General features: G+C 37.5%; 18 protein-coding genes and 3 pseudogenes. 12 read left to right on the top strand and 9 right to left on the bottom strand.

Features of this window, described 5'->3' with window-relative positions; translation table 11 throughout:
- Positions 1-46: 46 nt before the first annotated feature.
- The 5 genes from FA727_RS19415 to FA727_RS19435 form a co-directional block, all read right to left on the bottom strand.
- Complete coding sequence (locus FA727_RS19415) at positions 47-2,176, bottom strand: heavy metal translocating P-type ATPase (RefSeq protein WP_136833189.1); 2,130 nt, start codon at positions 2,174-2,176, stop codon at positions 47-49.
- Positions 2,169-2,537: an ArsR/SmtB family transcription factor gene (locus FA727_RS19420; RefSeq protein WP_136833190.1), complete on the bottom strand. Its 369-nt coding sequence runs from the start codon at positions 2,535-2,537 to the stop codon at positions 2,169-2,171. The genes FA727_RS19415 and FA727_RS19420 overlap by 8 nt, the downstream gene beginning before the upstream one ends.
- A gap of 258 nt (positions 2,538-2,795) precedes the next feature.
- Positions 2,796-3,380, bottom strand: a complete 585-nt coding sequence (locus FA727_RS19425) for a recombinase family protein (protein WP_136833191.1) — start codon at positions 3,378-3,380, stop codon at positions 2,796-2,798.
- 57 nt (positions 3,381-3,437) lie between these two features.
- Positions 3,438-6,389 (bottom strand): Tn3 family transposase, encoded by a 2,952-nt coding sequence (locus tag FA727_RS19430; RefSeq protein WP_063477658.1) that lies wholly within the window; start codon positions 6,387-6,389, stop codon positions 3,438-3,440.
- Between the two features lie 14 nt (positions 6,390-6,403).
- Positions 6,404-6,961, bottom strand: coding sequence for a recombinase family protein (locus tag FA727_RS19435; RefSeq protein ID WP_029343401.1), 558 nt, complete (start codon positions 6,959-6,961; stop codon positions 6,404-6,406).
- A 432-nt stretch (positions 6,962-7,393) separates the two neighbouring features.
- Between FA727_RS19435 and FA727_RS19440 the strand changes: the two genes are divergently transcribed.
- The 7 genes and pseudogenes from FA727_RS19440 (at position 7,394) to merA (ending at position 11,487) form a co-directional block, all read left to right on the top strand.
- Positions 7,394-8,122 (top strand): organomercurial lyase MerB3, encoded by a 729-nt coding sequence (locus FA727_RS19440; protein WP_001073002.1) that lies wholly within the window; start codon positions 7,394-7,396, stop codon positions 8,120-8,122.
- Positions 8,123-8,199: 77 nt separating this feature from the next.
- On the top strand, positions 8,200-8,598 hold the full coding sequence (gene merR1, locus FA727_RS19445; RefSeq protein WP_000672080.1) for a mercury resistance transcriptional regulator MerR1: 399 nt from the start codon (positions 8,200-8,202) through the stop codon (positions 8,596-8,598).
- A complete protein-coding gene (merE, locus tag FA727_RS19450) occupies positions 8,595-8,882 on the top strand; it encodes a mercury resistance MerE (protein WP_254912385.1) in 288 nt (95 codons plus the stop codon). The genes merR1 and merE overlap by 4 nt, the downstream gene beginning before the upstream one ends.
- On the top strand, positions 8,879-9,175 hold the full coding sequence (gene merT / locus FA727_RS19455) for a mercuric transport protein MerT (RefSeq protein WP_000660891.1): 297 nt from the start codon (positions 8,879-8,881) through the stop codon (positions 9,173-9,175). Before merE ends, merT begins: the two co-directional genes overlap by 4 nt.
- 23 nt (positions 9,176-9,198) lie before the next feature.
- Entirely contained in the window at positions 9,199-9,573 is a 375-nt protein-coding gene (gene merP / locus FA727_RS19460) for a mercury resistance system substrate-binding protein MerP (RefSeq protein ID WP_000867937.1), read from the top strand.
- 18 nt (positions 9,574-9,591) lie between these two features.
- Positions 9,592-9,771: pseudogene (locus FA727_RS25485) on the top strand (heavy-metal-associated domain-containing protein); the annotation flags it as partial.
- Between the two features lie 57 nt (positions 9,772-9,828).
- Entirely contained in the window at positions 9,829-11,487 is a 1,659-nt protein-coding gene (merA, locus tag FA727_RS19465) for a mercury(II) reductase (RefSeq protein WP_029343397.1), read from the top strand.
- Positions 11,488-11,922: 435 nt separating this feature from the next.
- On the opposite strand, the gene FA727_RS24145 is transcribed toward merA, so the two are convergent.
- Positions 11,923-12,081: a hypothetical protein gene (locus tag FA727_RS24145; RefSeq protein WP_002020010.1), complete on the bottom strand. Its 159-nt coding sequence runs from the start codon at positions 12,079-12,081 to the stop codon at positions 11,923-11,925.
- 306 nt (positions 12,082-12,387) lie between these two features.
- Between FA727_RS24145 and merR2 the strand changes: the two genes are divergently transcribed.
- The 5 genes and pseudogenes from merR2 to FA727_RS19485 all read left to right on the top strand — a co-directional run.
- A complete protein-coding gene (merR2, locus tag FA727_RS19470) occupies positions 12,388-12,777 on the top strand; it encodes a mercury resistance transcriptional regulator MerR2 (protein ID WP_000389892.1) in 390 nt (129 codons plus the stop codon).
- On the top strand, positions 12,774-13,403 hold the full coding sequence (gene merB2, locus FA727_RS19475; protein ID WP_000792368.1) for an organomercurial lyase MerB2: 630 nt from the start codon (positions 12,774-12,776) through the stop codon (positions 13,401-13,403). The genes merR2 and merB2 overlap by 4 nt, the downstream gene beginning before the upstream one ends.
- 149 nt (positions 13,404-13,552) lie before the next feature.
- Positions 13,553-14,209, top strand: coding sequence for an organomercurial lyase MerB1 (locus tag FA727_RS19480; protein WP_000845541.1), 657 nt, complete (start codon positions 13,553-13,555; stop codon positions 14,207-14,209).
- 326 nt (positions 14,210-14,535) lie between these two features.
- Entirely contained in the window at positions 14,536-14,676 is a 141-nt protein-coding gene (locus FA727_RS24480; RefSeq protein WP_162493026.1) for a hypothetical protein, read from the top strand.
- Positions 14,624-14,749 (top strand): annotated as a pseudogene (locus tag FA727_RS19485) (hypothetical protein); the annotation flags it as partial. The gene FA727_RS24480 and the pseudogene FA727_RS19485, both read left to right, overlap by 53 nt.
- Positions 14,750-15,189: 440 nt before the next feature.
- Here FA727_RS19485 and FA727_RS19490 read toward each other — a convergent pair.
- From FA727_RS19490 to FA727_RS19500, 3 genes and pseudogenes are all read right to left on the bottom strand, one after another.
- Entirely contained in the window at positions 15,190-15,402 is a 213-nt protein-coding gene (locus tag FA727_RS19490; RefSeq protein WP_136833192.1) for a hypothetical protein, read from the bottom strand.
- A 58-nt stretch (positions 15,403-15,460) separates the two neighbouring features.
- Positions 15,461-15,871: a DUF2538 family protein gene (locus FA727_RS19495; protein ID WP_136833193.1), complete on the bottom strand. Its 411-nt coding sequence runs from the start codon at positions 15,869-15,871 to the stop codon at positions 15,461-15,463.
- Between the two features lie 591 nt (positions 15,872-16,462).
- Positions 16,463-17,450: pseudogene (locus tag FA727_RS19500) on the bottom strand (Gfo/Idh/MocA family protein).
- Between the last annotated feature and the right edge of the window lie 291 nt (positions 17,451-17,741).

Here is a 17,741-nt window from a genome sequence, read left to right on the forward strand (position 1 = left end):
AATCAGTTCAATTATCGCATCCAATTGTTGAAGCCCATTTTAGAACCTATTCTTTGATTTTCAATAAGCGTAAACTGTTTAATGTTACAAGTAAAGTTGCTCCCATATCAGCAAATATCGCTATCCAAAGTGTTAACCAACCGGGCATGACCAACAGTAATGCCACTAATTTAATCGCCAAAGAGAAGGTAATGTTTTGCTTGATGATTGCTAAAGCCTTACGGCTTAATTTTATTGTATATGGTAATCTACTCAAATCATCAGACATTAATGCGATGTCAGCCGTTTCTAAAGCTGTATCAGTTCCAGCACCACCCATCGCTACACCAACGGTAGATGCTGCAAGTGCTGGAGCATCGTTCACGCCATCTCCGACCATTCCTACACTTTGATGTTTTTCTCGAAGTTCTTTAATGAAATTCAACTTATCCTCTGGAAGTAAATCAGCTCTAATATCAGAAACACCAATTTGTTTTCCAATTGCAGTTGCAGTTCTCTGATTATCACCTGTAAGCATTACTGTTTCAATTCCAATATTATTCAATTTCCCGATAACTTCTTTTGATGTTTCCCTAATTTCATCAGCTACAGCAATTAACGAAAGAATCTCTTTTTTCGTTCCTAGCACCATCACGGTTTTTCCTTGGATCTGCATTTCTGTAATCTTTTGTTTTCTATCACTTTCAATGCTTCCATGTAATTCTTCAAAAAGTGCTGGGCTTCCGACATAATATATTTCGTTATTTACTTTGGCTTTTACACCTTTACCCGTAATGGATTGGAAGTCTTCAACCATTACATCATTAAAGTCTGATCCATTTTCTTCTGCTTTTCTCATAATTGCTGAAGCAAGTGGATGCTGCGATCCTTTTTCAATAGCTGCTGTTATGGTCATTAATTCATTTTCATTTCCAGCATATGTCACAATGTCTGTTACAGCAGGAATCCCTTTTGTTAATGTTCCTGTTTTATCAAAGGCAATCGCTTTTAAGTGTCCTGCTTCTTCTAAATGGATACCACCTTTAATTAAAACACCATTTTTCGCTGCATTTCCTATTGCTGTAACAACAGCAACTGGAGTTGAGACTACTAAGGCACAAGGACAACCAACCACTAATACAGCTAATCCTTGATAAATCCATTGGCTCCAGTCTCCCCCAAATAATGGTGGAACTACAGCAATTAAAAGAGCTAGTATCACAATAGCTGGTGTATAGTATTTTGCAAATTTATCGACAAACGCTTGAGAAGGGGCCCGTTCTGCTTGGGCTTCTTCTACCAAGTGAATGATTTTTGAAAGAGTAGTATCTTCAACCCGTTTTGTTACTTTAACCTCAAGTAACCCTTCTTCATTCAAGGTTCCTGCAAATACTTCATCATTTGTGGTTTTCGTTACTGGGACACTTTCACCTGTAATCGCAGCCTGATTTAATGTCGATGTACCTTTAACCACTACTCCATCCATTGCTAACTTTTGACCGGGCTTAACAATCATGATATCTCCAACTTGAATATCATCAACATGAATCATCATTTCTTCATTGCCTCGTCGAATTAACGCTTCTTTTGGGGCAATATCCATTAAAGATTCAATAGATTGACGTGCTTTATCCATTGAATAACGCTCTAATGCTTCACTAATCGCAAATAGGATAACAACGGTTGCCCCTTCACCCCATTCACCAATGATTGCAGCTCCTATAATGGCAATAGTCATAAGCGTATTCATATCGAAATTTAATCTGCTTAGATTTTTGAGACCTTTAATGAATAACGAATATCCACCGATTAAAATGGACGCTGCATAACCAATTGTCGGTAGAACATGCTCCTCACCATACTGCTCTCCTAAGAACCAGCTAACTACAAGTAAAAGAGCTGATATATATACCTTTATGTTTTCTTTCTGCTTCCAAAAAGGTTCTCGTTCTATCCTTTGTTCTTTTTCATCTCGAATTTTTAAATTTTCAAATGCTCCTGCTTTTTCTAATTCTTCAATGGTTGTCGTCCCTTTAACATAAACTTTAGATGCTCCGAAATTTACTTTCGCATCCTGAACACCGGGAAGTTCTTTAACATTATTTTCAAAAATGGCTGCACAGTTAGTACAAGTAAATCCTTGAACACGATAGGCTTTCATTTCTTCTTCAGACAGTTTTACTTTCCCACTAGACATTGCTCTTCACCTCTTTCTTATGTGCTAATGCAATCATCATAATTTGTCTGATATGCTCATCATCTAATGAATAAAATGCAAGTTTTCCCTCTTTTCGAAACTTAACAATTCCTTGCTTATGGAGCGTTCGCAGGTGATGAGAGGCATTTGCAACCGTAACACCTATAATATTTGCTATATCACACACACACAGTTCGTCATCTTGACACAAAGCATAGGTAATTTTTGCTCTATTTTCATCTGCAATAGCTTTTAACATTTGGGCAACACTAGAAATATCTACTGTCTGTAAATTACCTTGTATTCGATTGACCTTTTCTTCGTCATAACAATAAATTTCACAAGTATCTTTCTTCATCATATTCTCACCCCAATATCATTCAAGTGTTTGTTTGAATATAGTATAACCATTTTTATTCATTCATTCAAGTGTTTGTTTGAATGAGTAAAAAAAATCATAAAAAAAGAATTGGAGTACCCAATTCTAATAACAAAATATCCAAACTGCATAAGACTTTAAGTACATAATTCATAATCTCCTTTAAAACATAGGATAAGGAACTGATTTTCTTTAAAGGGGTTACTTCATAATCTGGCCATTTAATGGAATAGGACTGAACTATTTGTTCTCTTCCGATAGCTTTCTATATAATGAAGCCCTAGACACATTTGTAATTTCACAAATTTGATTTACAGTCATATTTCCTTCTTTATATAGCTTTACTGCATAATTCATTCCCGCATGATTTTTATGATATTTCTTTATTCGACCTTTAAACTTTCCTTCTTTCTTAGCCAGCTCAATCCCTTCACGTTGACGCATACGGATAAGATCTCTCTCTAACTGGTTAACACCAGCCATTACTGTAATTAAGAATTGACTGTATGGATTATCCTCTGATAAATCTAGCCATGTATCCTTGAGTGATTTTAAGCTGGCTTTTTTCCCTCGTATGTAATCGATCAATTCAAATAAATCTTGTGTACTACGAGTAATTCGAGTTAAATCTGTAACATAAATGGTGTCACCATCTTGTAAGTCCTCTAACATTTTTTGAAGTTGCTCACGTTCCTTCGTTGCCCCAGAAACTTTTTCTTCGTATATAATATCCATTCCGAATTCGCTTAGCTGCTGAAATTGTCTCGAAGGGTTTTGGCTAGTTGGGGTCCTACCAACAAAACGCGGAAAACATACGCTAAGCAAATTTCGACATAAAGAAAGCCGATTTTTCCTACGCTAAGGAATCATCGGCTTTTAGTATTATTGAATAAGAGGGCGTAGTGAATGTAGACTTGCTACTTTACTTGCATCAAAGTTGTATTCACCAAGAAAATTAATGTGTTCCCATCCTAACGGAGAAACATGTTTAAGTAAATCTTCTCTCAAATTCCCCTTTTCCTTCAATAATTTTGTTGCTTCTGTAAGATAAACGGTATTCCATACGCTAATAGCATTTATTAGAATATTTAAAGCACTTGCACGTTGTAGTTGGTCTTGTATTCCTCGTTCTCGTAACTCACCTCGTTTTCCAAAGAATAAGGCTCTTGCTAACCCATTCATGGCTTCCCCTTTATTTAGTCCTCGCTGAATTCGACGGCGTAGTGTTTCGTTAGATATGTAATCCAAAATAAAAATGGTCTTTTCGATTCTCCCCATTTCTCGCAAAGTAGTTGCAAGTTTATTTTGTCTCGCATATGACCCTAATTTCCCCATAATAAGTGAACCAGACACTTTTCCTTCTCGAATAGAATGAGCTACACGTAATACGTCATCAAAATTCTCTTGAATAATTTTAGTATTAATACGACCACGGAGTATATTTTCTAGTTTTGGGAATTCATTCGGCGTTTGGATGGTGAATAGCTTAGAGTCAGCTAAATCACGTAGCCTTGGTGCAAAACGAAATCCTAGTAAATGACTCAATCCAAATACTGAGTCGGCGTAGCCAGCTGTATCTGTAAAATGCTCTTCAATATTTAAATCTGTCTCATGATGAAGTAATCCATCGATAACGTGTACAGCATCACGAGCATTGGTATTAATGACTTTCGTATAAAAACTTGAAAATTGATCACTGGTAAATCGATAAATGGTTGCCCCTTTTCCAGACCCATAGTGTGGATTGGCATCGGCATGTAACGATGAAACACCAACCTGTACGCGCATTCCATCAGAGGAAGAGGTACTTCCATCTCCCCAATAGGAAGCTAGTTTAAGCTTATGTTGAAAATTTACTAATGTCGCTTGTGCACGACTTATAGCATCATCGAATAAACGCCATTGCGCTGCATTAGCCATTTGATGATAGGTAACTCCTGGTGTCGCTTCTGCCATTTTAGTAAGACCTATGTTAGTTCCCATCGCCATGAGAGCAGCCATGAGAACTACTTTTTCCTCTCCCTTTGGTGGGCGATTGGTTGAGGCATGTATCAACATTTCATCAAATCCTGTCCAGTGTGCTACCTCCATTAAAAGATCAGTGAGCTTTATTCTTGGCAACATATTATATAAAGACAGGCTAAAAGCTCTCGCTTCTTCGGGTGTATTCTTCTCCAAACGGTCCACTCGGATCTTAGCCTTTTCGATATTTACTCCTTCTAGAGAATCAAGATTATTTGAAACCCATGTAAGGCGTTGAGCTAGTGACTTTCTTCTTTCCTCAATATATTCATCTGCCGATGAACGAACGGCTAGTTTAGTTTCCGTAAGACGAGTTGTTGTCCAATCTTTTTTAGGAACAAGATACTCTTCAAAATCTTTATGAAGTCTACTACCGACTACGGATATGTCGCCTGAACGAATATGATTTTTCAACTCTGTTAGTGCAGCCATCTCATAATAGTGCCGGTTAATTATTCCATCATCACCATAAACATGCTTCTTCCAACGTTTAGGAATAAAATCTACCGGGGCATCATTTGGAATTTTTCTTTTACCAGATTCATTTATTTCATTTAGCGTTTTTAGGGCTTGCAATAATGGCTCTGTACCTTGTGTAGAACGAAATTCAAGAGATTTAAGAAAAGTAGGAGTATATTTTCTTAGATAAGAAAACCGATTTTCTAACAAATCTAGATAATCGTAATCCATCGGTCGGGCTAATTTTTGGGCTTCTTCAACGGAAGAAACAATTTTATCCCACGGCATAATCATTTCAATAGCATTAAATGGATCAAGCCCTTCATTTCGTGCTTGAATAAGTGCAGCACCAATATCTGCAAAATGCACGACTTTTTCATTCACTGCTTTTCCATTTTCTTTTTGCATTTCCTCTTGTGTTTTACGACCCTTTGATTGTAAAATCATCATTTGTCTATCATGAATTTCAATTGCTTGGTCAATTAGATCTTGGCTTAGTGTTACTAGATAGGCAACAAGAATTGCATATTTCTTCATTTCTTTAAATCTTCGAAATGAGTGTGGTTCATACCGTGCTCCAATACGAGATAATTGAAGTAACCGATTGGGATGGATTTGTTCTGTATTTATTTCTAATTTTAATTCTCGAATATATTCTAAGCGCTTTATGACTTTTAAAAAGGCTTCAGGTGAAGATTGGCCGGGAAGCTCCCTCAGCCATGCTAAAGGGGTTTTTCTATTGTCTACAAATGGATCTATAAGTTTATCTAACTTTTGTTTTTGCCATTTGGAAAGAGTACAAGTTAATGATTTAAAAATCCTTTCCTCTGCTCGTTGACGAGTTTCCCAAACAAGCCTTTCTATAGTAGTCATGCCAGGGAGAATAATTTTCTGATTACGTAGTTCTTCTTGTGCTGTACGAAGAAGATACATTGAATTTCCATTTTGAAGGGCATGATTCAAAAGAAACTGAGCTGCCTTGCGATAGTTCCCTAAGGAAAAATTTTGATAACCATAAACTTGACGGATTTCTTCCATATGCTCATGTTTAGTTGGCTCTCGTTGGGCATATAAAGAAAATGAATTAGGATTAACATCTATTTGGCTAGCTATGTATTCGATTATGTAATCTGGAATAGGTCCAACATCTGAAAGGGACCATCCAGGATAGCGTAGAACACATAATTGAACAGCAAAGCCTAATCGATTATGATCTCTTCTGTGTCGTTTAATAATTTCAAGGTCATATTGTGAAAAAGTATAATAAGTTTCTAGTTCACTTTCGCTCATATCAGCTGGAATTCGTACAAATTCCGTTCTTTGATCTTCTGTTAGTAATTCTTTCCCTCTCATGCTACAACTCCTTGCTAGATATCTTTTTTCTTTTCTAGATAACGATATAAGGTTGTCGCTCCAATGCCTGTTGCCGTCTTAATTTGAGATAAAGAGTAATCTTTGCTTTCATACATTTTTATAGCAAGTTCTATTTTCTTTAAATCAACCTTCGGTCTGCCTCCGTTTCTTCCCCTAGCTCTAGCAGCCGTCAATCCATCCTTCGTTCGTTCACTAATAATATCTCGTTCTAATTCTGCTATGCTGGCTAACATTCTGAAAAAGAACCGTCCCATAGCAGTTGTGGTATCGATCTTGTCTTGTATGGAAACAAAATGAATTTCCTTTGATTCGAAATATTCCATAAGCTCAATTAAATGTTTGGTACTACGACTGATACGATCTAATTTATAAACAATGACCGTGTCATCTTTACGTAAAACTTTAAGTAGTTCATCTAATTGAGGTCGATTTTTCATTTTTCCTGATTCTTTTTCTTCAAAAATCTGATCCACTCCGTAGTGAGCTAATGCATCGAGTTGTAATGATAATGATTGATCTTGTGTACTTACGCGTGCATATCCAAATTTCAACACAAATCTCCCCTTTTCTAATATGTTAACTATACCAAAAAGGGGTTTTAAATAGATATATTGGTCTTTTGATTTTGGTTATATTTTTGGTTATGTATTTAAGTAGTTTTTAAGGTTTTTAGAGAAGTTCTCTATTCATAACCAAAAACGGTCGTTTATGGTGATTTGTCCATGAACTAATGAATTAAATGGCTTTTTTAATTTTGTTCAATAATCGGGCCAGATTGTGGAACAACACTTTTAAAGAAAATTGGATATCTATGTTAAATTTCAGAATAGATGGTAAGGTTATACTTAACTAATGGGATAGTTTAGTTTTAGAAGATAAAATAATAAATCATACTTGACCCTGTACTATGGTACAGGGTTTATTCTGTACTAGGAAGAAAAATTCCTGTAAATAATTGCAGATCAAATAGAGGAGGCAGCAACATGAATCAAAATCATTTGAATACTTCGTTAAAGGACAAGGTGTTACAATCACTTGGTTTGCCAGAAGAAGGATTTGAGGGAAAAATCCGTTTATTGTCTCCTTCAGAAAATAGTATCCGTTTAGACATTCTTCTTTTCATGGCTGAGGGAAAAATCGTCAACATCAATGATTTAACTGCAACAGAGGAACAAATTGATGTCCAATCTGCTCTTCAACGTTTAAGGGAATTGGATTTAATTCACTGGGACCAAAACTCTGGGGATGTGAACGTGGCGTATCCTTTTTCAGGAGTTCCGACTCCACACCGTGTTACATTGGCTGGAATGTTGCCAGCTTATTCCATGTGTGCGATTGATGCCCTTGGCATTCCATCGATGTTTACAGATGCCGTTATTGAATCGGAATGTGCATTTTGCGGTGAAAAGATTACCATCGATGTGAAAAACAACATGCCCGTTGCCAATCCTGATACCGTGGTTGTAGGCTTGGGAACAACGGATGCTGCCGATACCAACGCATGCTGCGATTCTTCTTGCGAATCGAATGAGCCAACGTCCATTTCTACCAGCTGTTGCCCAGCCATTCAATTTTATTGTTCTGAGGAACATTGGCAAAAAGCGAATGAAAAGAATTCAACAACGGCGAAGGACAAGCTGACTCTTGCGGAAGCCTTTGAGGTTGGGGCTGCTGTTTTTGGCGGCACGTTATCTGGCTCTAAGGGTAAGTAAAATCTCATGAATGAAGTAAACTATATATTTACCCTGTACTAAGGTACGTGGTTTATGCTGTAAGTGAGGTGAGACGTATGAAATTTCGTATCGGAGAACTGGCTGACAAGTGCGGTGTTAACAAGGAGACCATTCGATATTATGAGCGTTTAGGCTTAATTCCAGAGCCTGAACGTACGGAAAAAGGATACCGAATGTATTCCCAACAAACGGTCGATCGATTGCATTTCATAAAACGAATGCAGGAATTAGGATTTACCTTAAATGAAATTGATAAATTGCTAGGGGTTGTCGATCGCGATGAAGCGAAGTGTCGTGATATGTATGATTTCACTATTTTGAAGATAGAGGACATTCAACGTAAAATTGAAGATCTTAAAAGGATTGAACGAATGCTGATGGATCTTAAAGAAAGATGTCCCGAAAACAAAGATATTTACGAATGCCCCATTATTGAAACACTGATGAAGAAATAAGAGGTGAAACAGAAATGAAAAACATAATAAAAAGTTCAGGTTGGTTTCTTGTCGCACTCATCACATGCCCGTGTCATCTGTTTTTACTACTTCCGTTGATTGCAGGAACAGCACTGGGATCATACTTCACGGAATTTAAAAATGTTATTTTCATCATGATGGGTCTGTTATTCGTTTTCGCTCTTTTCAAGGGCTGGAGAAAACTTGATCCAGAAACAAAAGAGGAAACAAAGAAAGATACAACCACACATGATTGTTGCAGCATGGAGAAGTTCAAGTCATGAAAGAAAAAGTTTCACAAGTAGCCACTGTATTTTCAGCTTTTGTTATGGCGGGTTGTTGCCTGGGTCCACTAATCTTGATTCCCCTTGGACTCACTGGGTTTGCAGGCGCAATCGCATTCTACTCGTTGAAGTATCGGTTATTGTTCAGCATCGTTACCATTGTCCTTCTTGCGTACTCCTTTTATATGGTTTATGGAAGAAAGGGTAAAAGGAAAAGTTCTGTCATTGGCTTATGGATTACAACGTTCCTTGTTTTTACCATGTTTCTTTTCTTATTTTCAGTTGAAAGTTGACTATAAAAAATGGGGTGTATTATGTGAAAGTACAAATAATCAGGATTATGATGTTGCTATCCCTTATGCTAGTGGTTAGTGCATGCAGTAACGAACAAGAAGTCCAAAAAACTGAAGTATCTAAGAGTGAAGTGAAAACAACTGCTATGAATTCAGAGAAGGATGTAAAAGCTATTACTGAAGCTGAGAAGACGGGGACATTCATGGTTATAGCAGGGATGGATTGCTGCCCGCCATCAGTTGTGGAAGATGCCATTGCACAGGTTGAAGGTGCTGGCAAAACAGCCATTAAAGTTAATGGAAGCACCGCGGAAGTAACGGTTTCTTTTGATGATACGAAAACCAATTTAGATGCAATTAAGACGGAGGTTTCAGACTTGGGTCTCCCCGTCGAATAAAAGGAGGATATTTTTACCATGAAAAAATATCGAGTGAACGTGCAAGGAATGACATGTTCGGGTTGTGAACAGCATGTAGCTGTCGCTCTTGAAAACATGGGTGCAAAAGCGATTGAAGTAGATTTTCGCCGTGGAGAAGCTGTATTTGAGCTTCCTGATGACGTGAAAGTTGAAGACGCGAAAAATGCGATTGCTGACGCAAACTATCACCCGGGCGAAGCAGAAGAATTTCAATCGGAACAAAAGACGAATTTATTGAAAAAATATCGGCTAAACGTTGAAGGAATGACCTGCACTGGTTGTGAAGAACATATTGCGGTTGCTCTTGAAAATGCAGGTGCAAAAGGGATTGAAGTAGACTTTCGTCGCGGAGAAGCACTGTTTGAACTACCGTATGATGTAGACATTGATATCGCGAAAACAGCGATTACTGACGCACAATATCAACCGGGCGAAGCAGAAGAAATACAAGTGCAATCGGAAAAAAGGACAGATGTAAGTTTAAATGATGAAGGTAACTATGATTATGATTACATCATCATCGGTTCTGGTGGAGCTGCCTTTTCATCTGCCATTGAAGCCGTTGCTTTGAACGCAAAAGTGGCTATGATTGAGCGTGGAACGGTGGGTGGAACTTGCGTTAATGTCGGATGCGTTCCTTCTAAGACCTTATTAAGAGCAGGGGAAATCAATCATCTAGCAAAAAATAATCCATTTGTGGGATTACACACTTCGGCTTCAAATGTTGATTTAGCGCCATTAGTAAAACAAAAGAATGATTTAGTAACCGAGATGCGAAATGAAAAATATGTGAATTTAATTGATGATTATGGTTTTGAATTAATAAAAGGTGAAGCAAAATTCGTAAATGAAAATACAGTTGAAGTAAATGGCAATCAAATCACAGCCAAAAGATTTTTAATAGCTACAGGTGCTTCTTCAACTGCACCTAATATTCCCGGATTAGATGAAGTAGATTATTTAACAAGCACTAGCTTATTGGAATTAAAGAAGGTTCCAAATCGTCTTACCGTAATTGGTTCAGGATATATCGGCATGGAATTAGGACAACTATTTCATAACCTCGGGTCAGAAGTCACTTTGATTCAAAGAAGCGAGCGTCTATTAAAAGAATACGATCCTGAAATTTCAGAAGCCATTACTAAGGCCTTAACAGAACAGGGAATTAATTTAGTAACAGGTGCAACCTATGAACGAGTTGAGCAAGATGGAGACATTAAAAAAGTTCATGTTGAGATAAATGGTAAAAAGCGAATTATTGAAGCAGAACAATTGCTAATTGCCACTGGAAGAAAACCAAATACAGAATCATTAAACTTACATGCAGCAGGCGTTGAAGTTGGTTCCCGTGGTGAAATTGTCATTGATGATTATCTTAAAACGACCAATTCCCGAATTTATTCAGCTGGAGATGTCACTCTCGGTCCCCAATTTGTTTATGTAGCTGCTTATGAAGGTGGACTTGCTGCTCGTAATGCAATCGGAGGACTAAATCAAAAGGTCAATTTAGAAGTGGTTCCAGGCGTTACGTTTACTTCTCCATCGATTGCAACGGTTGGTTTAACGGAGCAACAGGCAAAAGAAAAAGGATATGAAGTGAAAACATCGGTATTGCCGTTGGATGCTGTTCCAAGAGCGCTCGTTAATCGGGAAACAACAGGTGTTTTCAAATTAGTGGCAGACGCGAAAACATTGAAAGTGTTAGGGGCGCATGTAGTGGCAGAAAACGCAGGAGACGTAATTTATGCAGCAACATTAGCTGTGAAATTCGGTTTAACTGTTGGAGATCTGAGAGAAACGATGGCTCCATATCTAACAATGGCAGAAGGATTGAAGCTGGCTGTCCTAACTTTTGATAAAGATGTTTCGAAATTATCTTGCTGTGCTGGATAAGTTAGAAAAAAGATTCCTGATTATTGCTCAGGAATCTTTTTTCTGTTTTATGAATAAGGTTTTCCGTACTTTGCCAAATTAACTTTAAACTGTTTAAGGAAATGAAATATTTATATAGCATATTTGTTTTACACGGTTTATTATGTCAACAATCTGTGCACTTTGGTTAAGTCTTCTTGCTATTGAAATCTATAAAACTTACTTAATAAAAAGGATTGAGTTTCTCTACAAATTATCGAGGAATGACTAATGGTGGCAGAGGAATAAATCCCTTTTTAACAGCCATTGAGTCAGTGGCTAGGTGCAACGATTTGCACGATGATAATTACGAATAAATGCATCACTTACGTCTGCTCGATGGCTCGAAATTGCCCCAGTATTCCAAAGTCCATAAATCCCTGTACGGCGAAATAATGTCCAATGAGTATCTTCTGGTCATCTATAAACAGGCGTTTGAATATCTCCTAGTTCCTTAACTGTTTTTGATTCCGAAATAGCATTATATGGAGCTGGAACAGTGTAACCAAGACGAATTAAAATTTGATATAACTCTGTTAGATTGGGTTCGCATACATCCCGACGATAGATTTCCATAAGTTGTTTTAATTGAAGATTCTTTAAAATCTGAATGTATAAATTACATTACCCCAAGCAAACCCATTCGCGAAGGTAGCCTTGGGTTACCATATAATACTCGCTAGTATCAAGGAAACGGTTTTCATGTCGAGTTTATTATAGAAATGTTGCAATAACACCATTTTAAAGATGATGTTACTTCTATCTCCTGATTAAACTTTGTATTTAAATTATAAAATTGCACTTGACCTTCCCCTAAGGTGAACGTTGTAAACTCTAGTTAATTCAGTGATGGTCTTCCAGTTAACGAAAAGGGGGGAGATAATGGAGGATTTAACGATTGGTCAACTAGCCCAACAAACAGGAGTCAGTCGAAAAGCCATTCGACTGTATGAAGAAAAGGAATTGATACTGCCTTCTATAAAGCGTAGCGAAGGTAATTACCGCGTTTATAACCAAGAGCATGTGTTTTGTATCAATGGTATTAAACAACTCCGATCATTAGGCGTATCACTGGAGGAAATGAAAGATTTAATAGTGATTTTCGAAAAAAATACGGTGGAGATAGAACCGCATCTACAACATTTGTTAAAAGATAAACTGACCAAGATAGACGAACAAATCAACGAACTACAAAAGTTGCGTAAACACATTGAATCGTACCTTGATTCCCCGAAAGAGGCATTCAATCAAATGGAGGGATTTAAACAATGAAGAATAAAACAGAACTCAAAAAATTTTATGAACTATTGTTAGCTAAGCTGCCTAAAGAATCAGTGCCTATTCTTCGGACAATTTTTTTCTCCATTCGTGATGGGCAGGCAGTTACAGAAAGTTCTTTAATAAATCAAACGGGAATTAATACAAAAACAGTTCAGTCAGTAGTGAAGATATTAGCCCAACGGCAGATGATCGTTCGGGAGGCGGATCAAAAAATAGTAGGGGCATTGGGCTTATCGATTATACCGACTACTAACCAGATTCATTTAGGAGGACGAACTTTATTTGCCTGGTGTGCAATATCGACATTGGAGCTGTCAACTGCTCTGGTTGCTGATGTCGATATACATTCCCGTTGTGCGTACACAGGTGAACCGATTGAGGTAACTGTCCGAAATGGAAAATTAGCAAAAACAACTCCTGATTCAACAGTAATCTGGACAGTGCCGTTTGATTCTGAGGCTCCATGGGCCGGAGGAACATGTAAACAAATTCACTATTTTAGCTCAGTTGAGCATGCAAACAAGTGGAAAGAAGAACATCCAAAATTGCAAGGGGAAATTATGACTTTGGAACAAGCTCTCTCTTTTGGAAACGAATTGAAAAAATTTTTATCATAGGGTAGAGCCCATGAAGTTTCAAAAATCAGACAAGCTATGAAAAGGATGCTTTTATCGGTCAATTAGTCCAACAAATGGAGTTTTTAGGTAATGAAAAGTAATATCGAAAATAATAATAGGAACAAAAAATAACAAAGGAGGAAAAAGACATGAAAACTGAAATTCAGGAAATCGTAACCCGACTTGACCAACAGTCGAACAAGGGAGAGGGAGGAGAATCCATGAAGTGGCTGTTTCGCCCGTTGTTACAAATGCTAGCAGGGGGGGAGTCTGTCACCATTGAAGATATGGCGACAACGACCGGAAAACCTGTTGAAGAGGTGAAGAAAGTTCTCCAGTCTCTGCCAAGCGTGGAAATCGACGAACAAGGCCGTGTCGTTGGTTTAGGTCTTACCCTTATCCCTACCCCTCACCACTTTACGGTTGATGGGAAGCAACTATATGCCTGGTGCGCCCTTGACACACTTATATTTCCAGCACTCATCGGTCGTTCGGTCAACATCGAGTCACCCTGTCACAGCACCGGAGAACCTATACGGTTGAATGTGGAACCGGACCACATTGTAAGCGTGGAACCTTCCACTGCCGTTGTCTCAATCGTGACGCCAGATGATATGTCCTCGATTCGTACGGCATTCTGCAACGAAGTCCATTTCTTCAGCTCACCGAATGCAGCCGAAGACTGGCTTGACCAACATCCAGGGGGAAAAGTGTTATCTGTAGAAGATGCCTTTGAACTGGGTCGCCTAATGGGGACGCGTTACGAGGAATCTAGACCTGCCAATGGGTCATGCTGTGACATTTAGTCGCAAGTAACCACGATACCAGAAGGAGCCACAGGTCTGAAAGATGAAACCCAGGGCCAGCTCAGGACAGGTTTCCCTCTTTTATACCTGATTTCTTATATCTCTGACCGCTAACTACGCGAAGTATGCAAAGGTGGTAAAACCTACAAAAATACCCGGTATTTCTGTACTAAGGAGCCGATCCGTATATGCCATGGTACCGGAGTATTTATTCGATGCTACGATTGAAGGCTTTAAAGACGGAAAAACAGTACAAAAATACAGTTAAAATCCATAAATCATGGAGGTATTGAATAAAAAAATTCATCATTCTAGGAGGGAAAAATATGCAAACATTAATCTGTCCTGCTTGCGGATGTTCCCTCGTACGACTAGGGATTGAAAAAGATAGGGCAGCTGTGTACAAATATAAGTTTACGAGAAGACCTGCTAAAACATATTTCTCCATTGGGATGGGAACATATTAATTTTCTTGGCGAATACACATTTGATATGAAGAAAGTAGCAAGTTTATATTCACTACGCCCTCTTATTCAATAATACTAAAGGCCGATGATTCCTTAGGTAGGGAAAATCGGCTTTTTTCCTCCCAAAATTCTCTTAGCGTATGTTTTCCGCGTTTTGTTGGTAAGACCCCAATTATCAAAAATAAATAATTCAATAAATTCTCTCCTTGTTCCATTCCAAAATAGATATTCGTGTTTAAAGGTTATGGCCAGAAAATGTGCGTTACGATCGTTCGGAAAATTTCAGCTGATAATTCAGGAACTCGTGTGATTTTTCCGGATAAAATGAAAAAAAGACGAATAAATGCTGTTATTCGTCCTTATTTATTTTAAAGGTAAAACTAATTGAAAGATAACCACATTTGGTGCATTGTTTTTGTCTAGGTTTGTGCTTATCCTTTCTGTCCTCTATAACTATGAAATCGTAGTTACCACAATGTTTACAGTTCAATCTTTACCATACCTTTCGATAAATTACTCATAATTTTTAAGTCTAAGTTCGCAATCCTCGACTGTAATCTTTAATCTGCGTATCTTGGTTTTCAAAGTATCTACAACGATTGGAGGGATTTCTTCTGTTTGTTTTTCTATATATTTAGAAATAACTTCTTTTTGCTCAATTGCATTATTCATTTCTTCTGTTAATTCATTTACACGTGCTTGCATGGATTCTTTGGATACTGCCATTAAATTCACTCTCCTATTTAGGATTTGTAATTCATTCAACAAAATCCCTCATTAGCTATCAATCATCACGAATAGAATCTTCGAATATAGTTGCTGCATTTTCTAAATTATTCCGTATTTTAATAGCCTGGATAATTACGTTAGCAAATTCCCGAGAATACGTATAATCCAGGTCAGTGGGATAGCCATTATACAAGGATAGTCCGACGGTCAATAACTTCGTAGTCGAACCTGTGAGTCCTGGGTGAGCCGGAACATGTTTCTTTTTTTCCTCATCCCATTCCATTAAATGATACAAAGGCCCGCCGGACTTATTTAACTTATCAAGGTCAATTAAATCAAAAATATATGGTACCGCTGCTATATATATATTCGCTTCATATTGACGGTCTACTGATCCCCTTTTTAATTCGTATTCCGCCATTAAATTTATATAATTCTGTTGATGCTGTTCGTTAATAAAATACATTTTAGTTGCCCCTCTCTTATTCTATTTTATTATTTAACCTTATCCCTACCGTGCAATTTTCAGGATTTTTCCTTGCTGCCAATTTACAGTAGGCATAGTCAACCATTCGATATACTCTTTAGATTCTCCTTCACATAACGAGTCAACTGACCTCATGCCTCTGGGTTTCTTCATATTGGGGTACGACCGAGGTACTTGTAAAAAAGGGTCATAGCATGGATTTTTTTTACATTTACAACCCTTTTTACTCTGTAGGGTAGGGTGGGGTCAGAAAAGTGCGGTTGTTGGTAGGATCCTAATAGGGGTAGTGTCATTGTCGCTACTCCTATTAAGGAATACTTAAACTAAATCACAAATTAATAAGAAGAAACACATCTTAAAAAATGAGCATTGAACCTTTGCATAATAAGCAAAAGTCCTTTAAAATTTGTTAGCCGGGTAGAAAATGCTATAATGCTCTTATAAAAAAGAATGGATGCAAAATAGTTTAGGTAAGTTCTAAAACGATTTCTTTTATTCTTCGACAAACAGGCCAGATTCGTAATTTCTCAAGAGAATAATACAAGTCGCTGTAGGGGTTTTTGTGTTTTTTCACTTATGATCACTTTGATATACAAGACCTATTTCATCTCTCACTTTATCCAACACTTGTATCGTGGTGTATGAATTTTTATATGAGTTAGTATCAGACTCTGTTTTTCCTCGGTTGATTAATTCAATAAATTCTTTCACTTCGTAATACATAGCTGGATGAGATTGGTCGACTGTTAATTGTTCAACCGTGCCGTCAGTGTAGTGAATTTCTACTTTTTCAGCCGTATGAATCTTATCAATCATGATACTTCCTTTTTCGCCTTGAATTTCGCTTGGTAAATAAGAGTTCGTTATTTTGGAATACATCACAATCGCATCTTTATCATCATATTTTAAGATGACGCTACCTTCACCATCCACACCCGAATCAAGCATAATGCCAGTTGCCTTCACTTCTTTTGGTTCACCAAATAATGTAATAAGTGGATACAAACAATAGACACCAAGGTCCATTAATGAACCGTTCGCAAACTCTGGATTGAAGGCATTAAGGACAATTCCTTCTTTGTATTTATCATAACGAGATGAATACTGACAATAGCTTGCAAAGTATCTACGGATAGGACCAATTTTATGTAAATTATCTTGAATGACCTTGAAGTTTGGAAGTAAGGTTGATTTCATTGCTTCCATTAATAGGGCGTTATGATCTTTTGCGGCTTGAATCATCCTCGCTACTTCGGTTGCATTAACAGCCAGTGGCTTTTCACATAACACATGTTTGCCATTTTGCAAAAATAAAATAGCTTGTTCTGCGTGATATGAATTGGGAGTAGCCAATGTACACCGCGTCAATTTCTTGACTAACTGCCATTTCTTTTAGGTTTGTAAATATTTTTGTTACTCCATATTTACTTGCAAATTCTTCTGCTCTACTAATCGTGCGAGAATAAACAGCAGTTAGTTTAAAATCTTCTACATCATTTGCTGCTTCAAGTAATCTTTCTGTAATCCAATTAGTACCGATTACGCCGAATTGAACCATTTATTCAACCTCATTCCTTTGTTTTATAAAACGAAGAGTTTTGTTTACTACACTTATGAAGCGTTTTTCATCGCCAATAGGATTTTATTTTCCCATAAAAAAACTTATATAGACATGGGGCCTACCAGTGAAATATTGGTGATAACCCAAATAGGGCTCATACTGTGAGTGATGGCTAAATTCTTGGCTGTGCCCCACCCAATAATGATCTCTGATCCGGCCATAGAAGGGACTGAATCAGAGGCTATTTTTTCTTTCCTGTATGGACTGTGTTATTTGTAATATGCAGTA

The organism is Robertmurraya kyonggiensis, assembly GCF_005116465.1.
Lineage (GTDB): Bacteria > Bacillota > Bacilli > Bacillales > Cytobacillaceae > Robertmurraya > Robertmurraya kyonggiensis.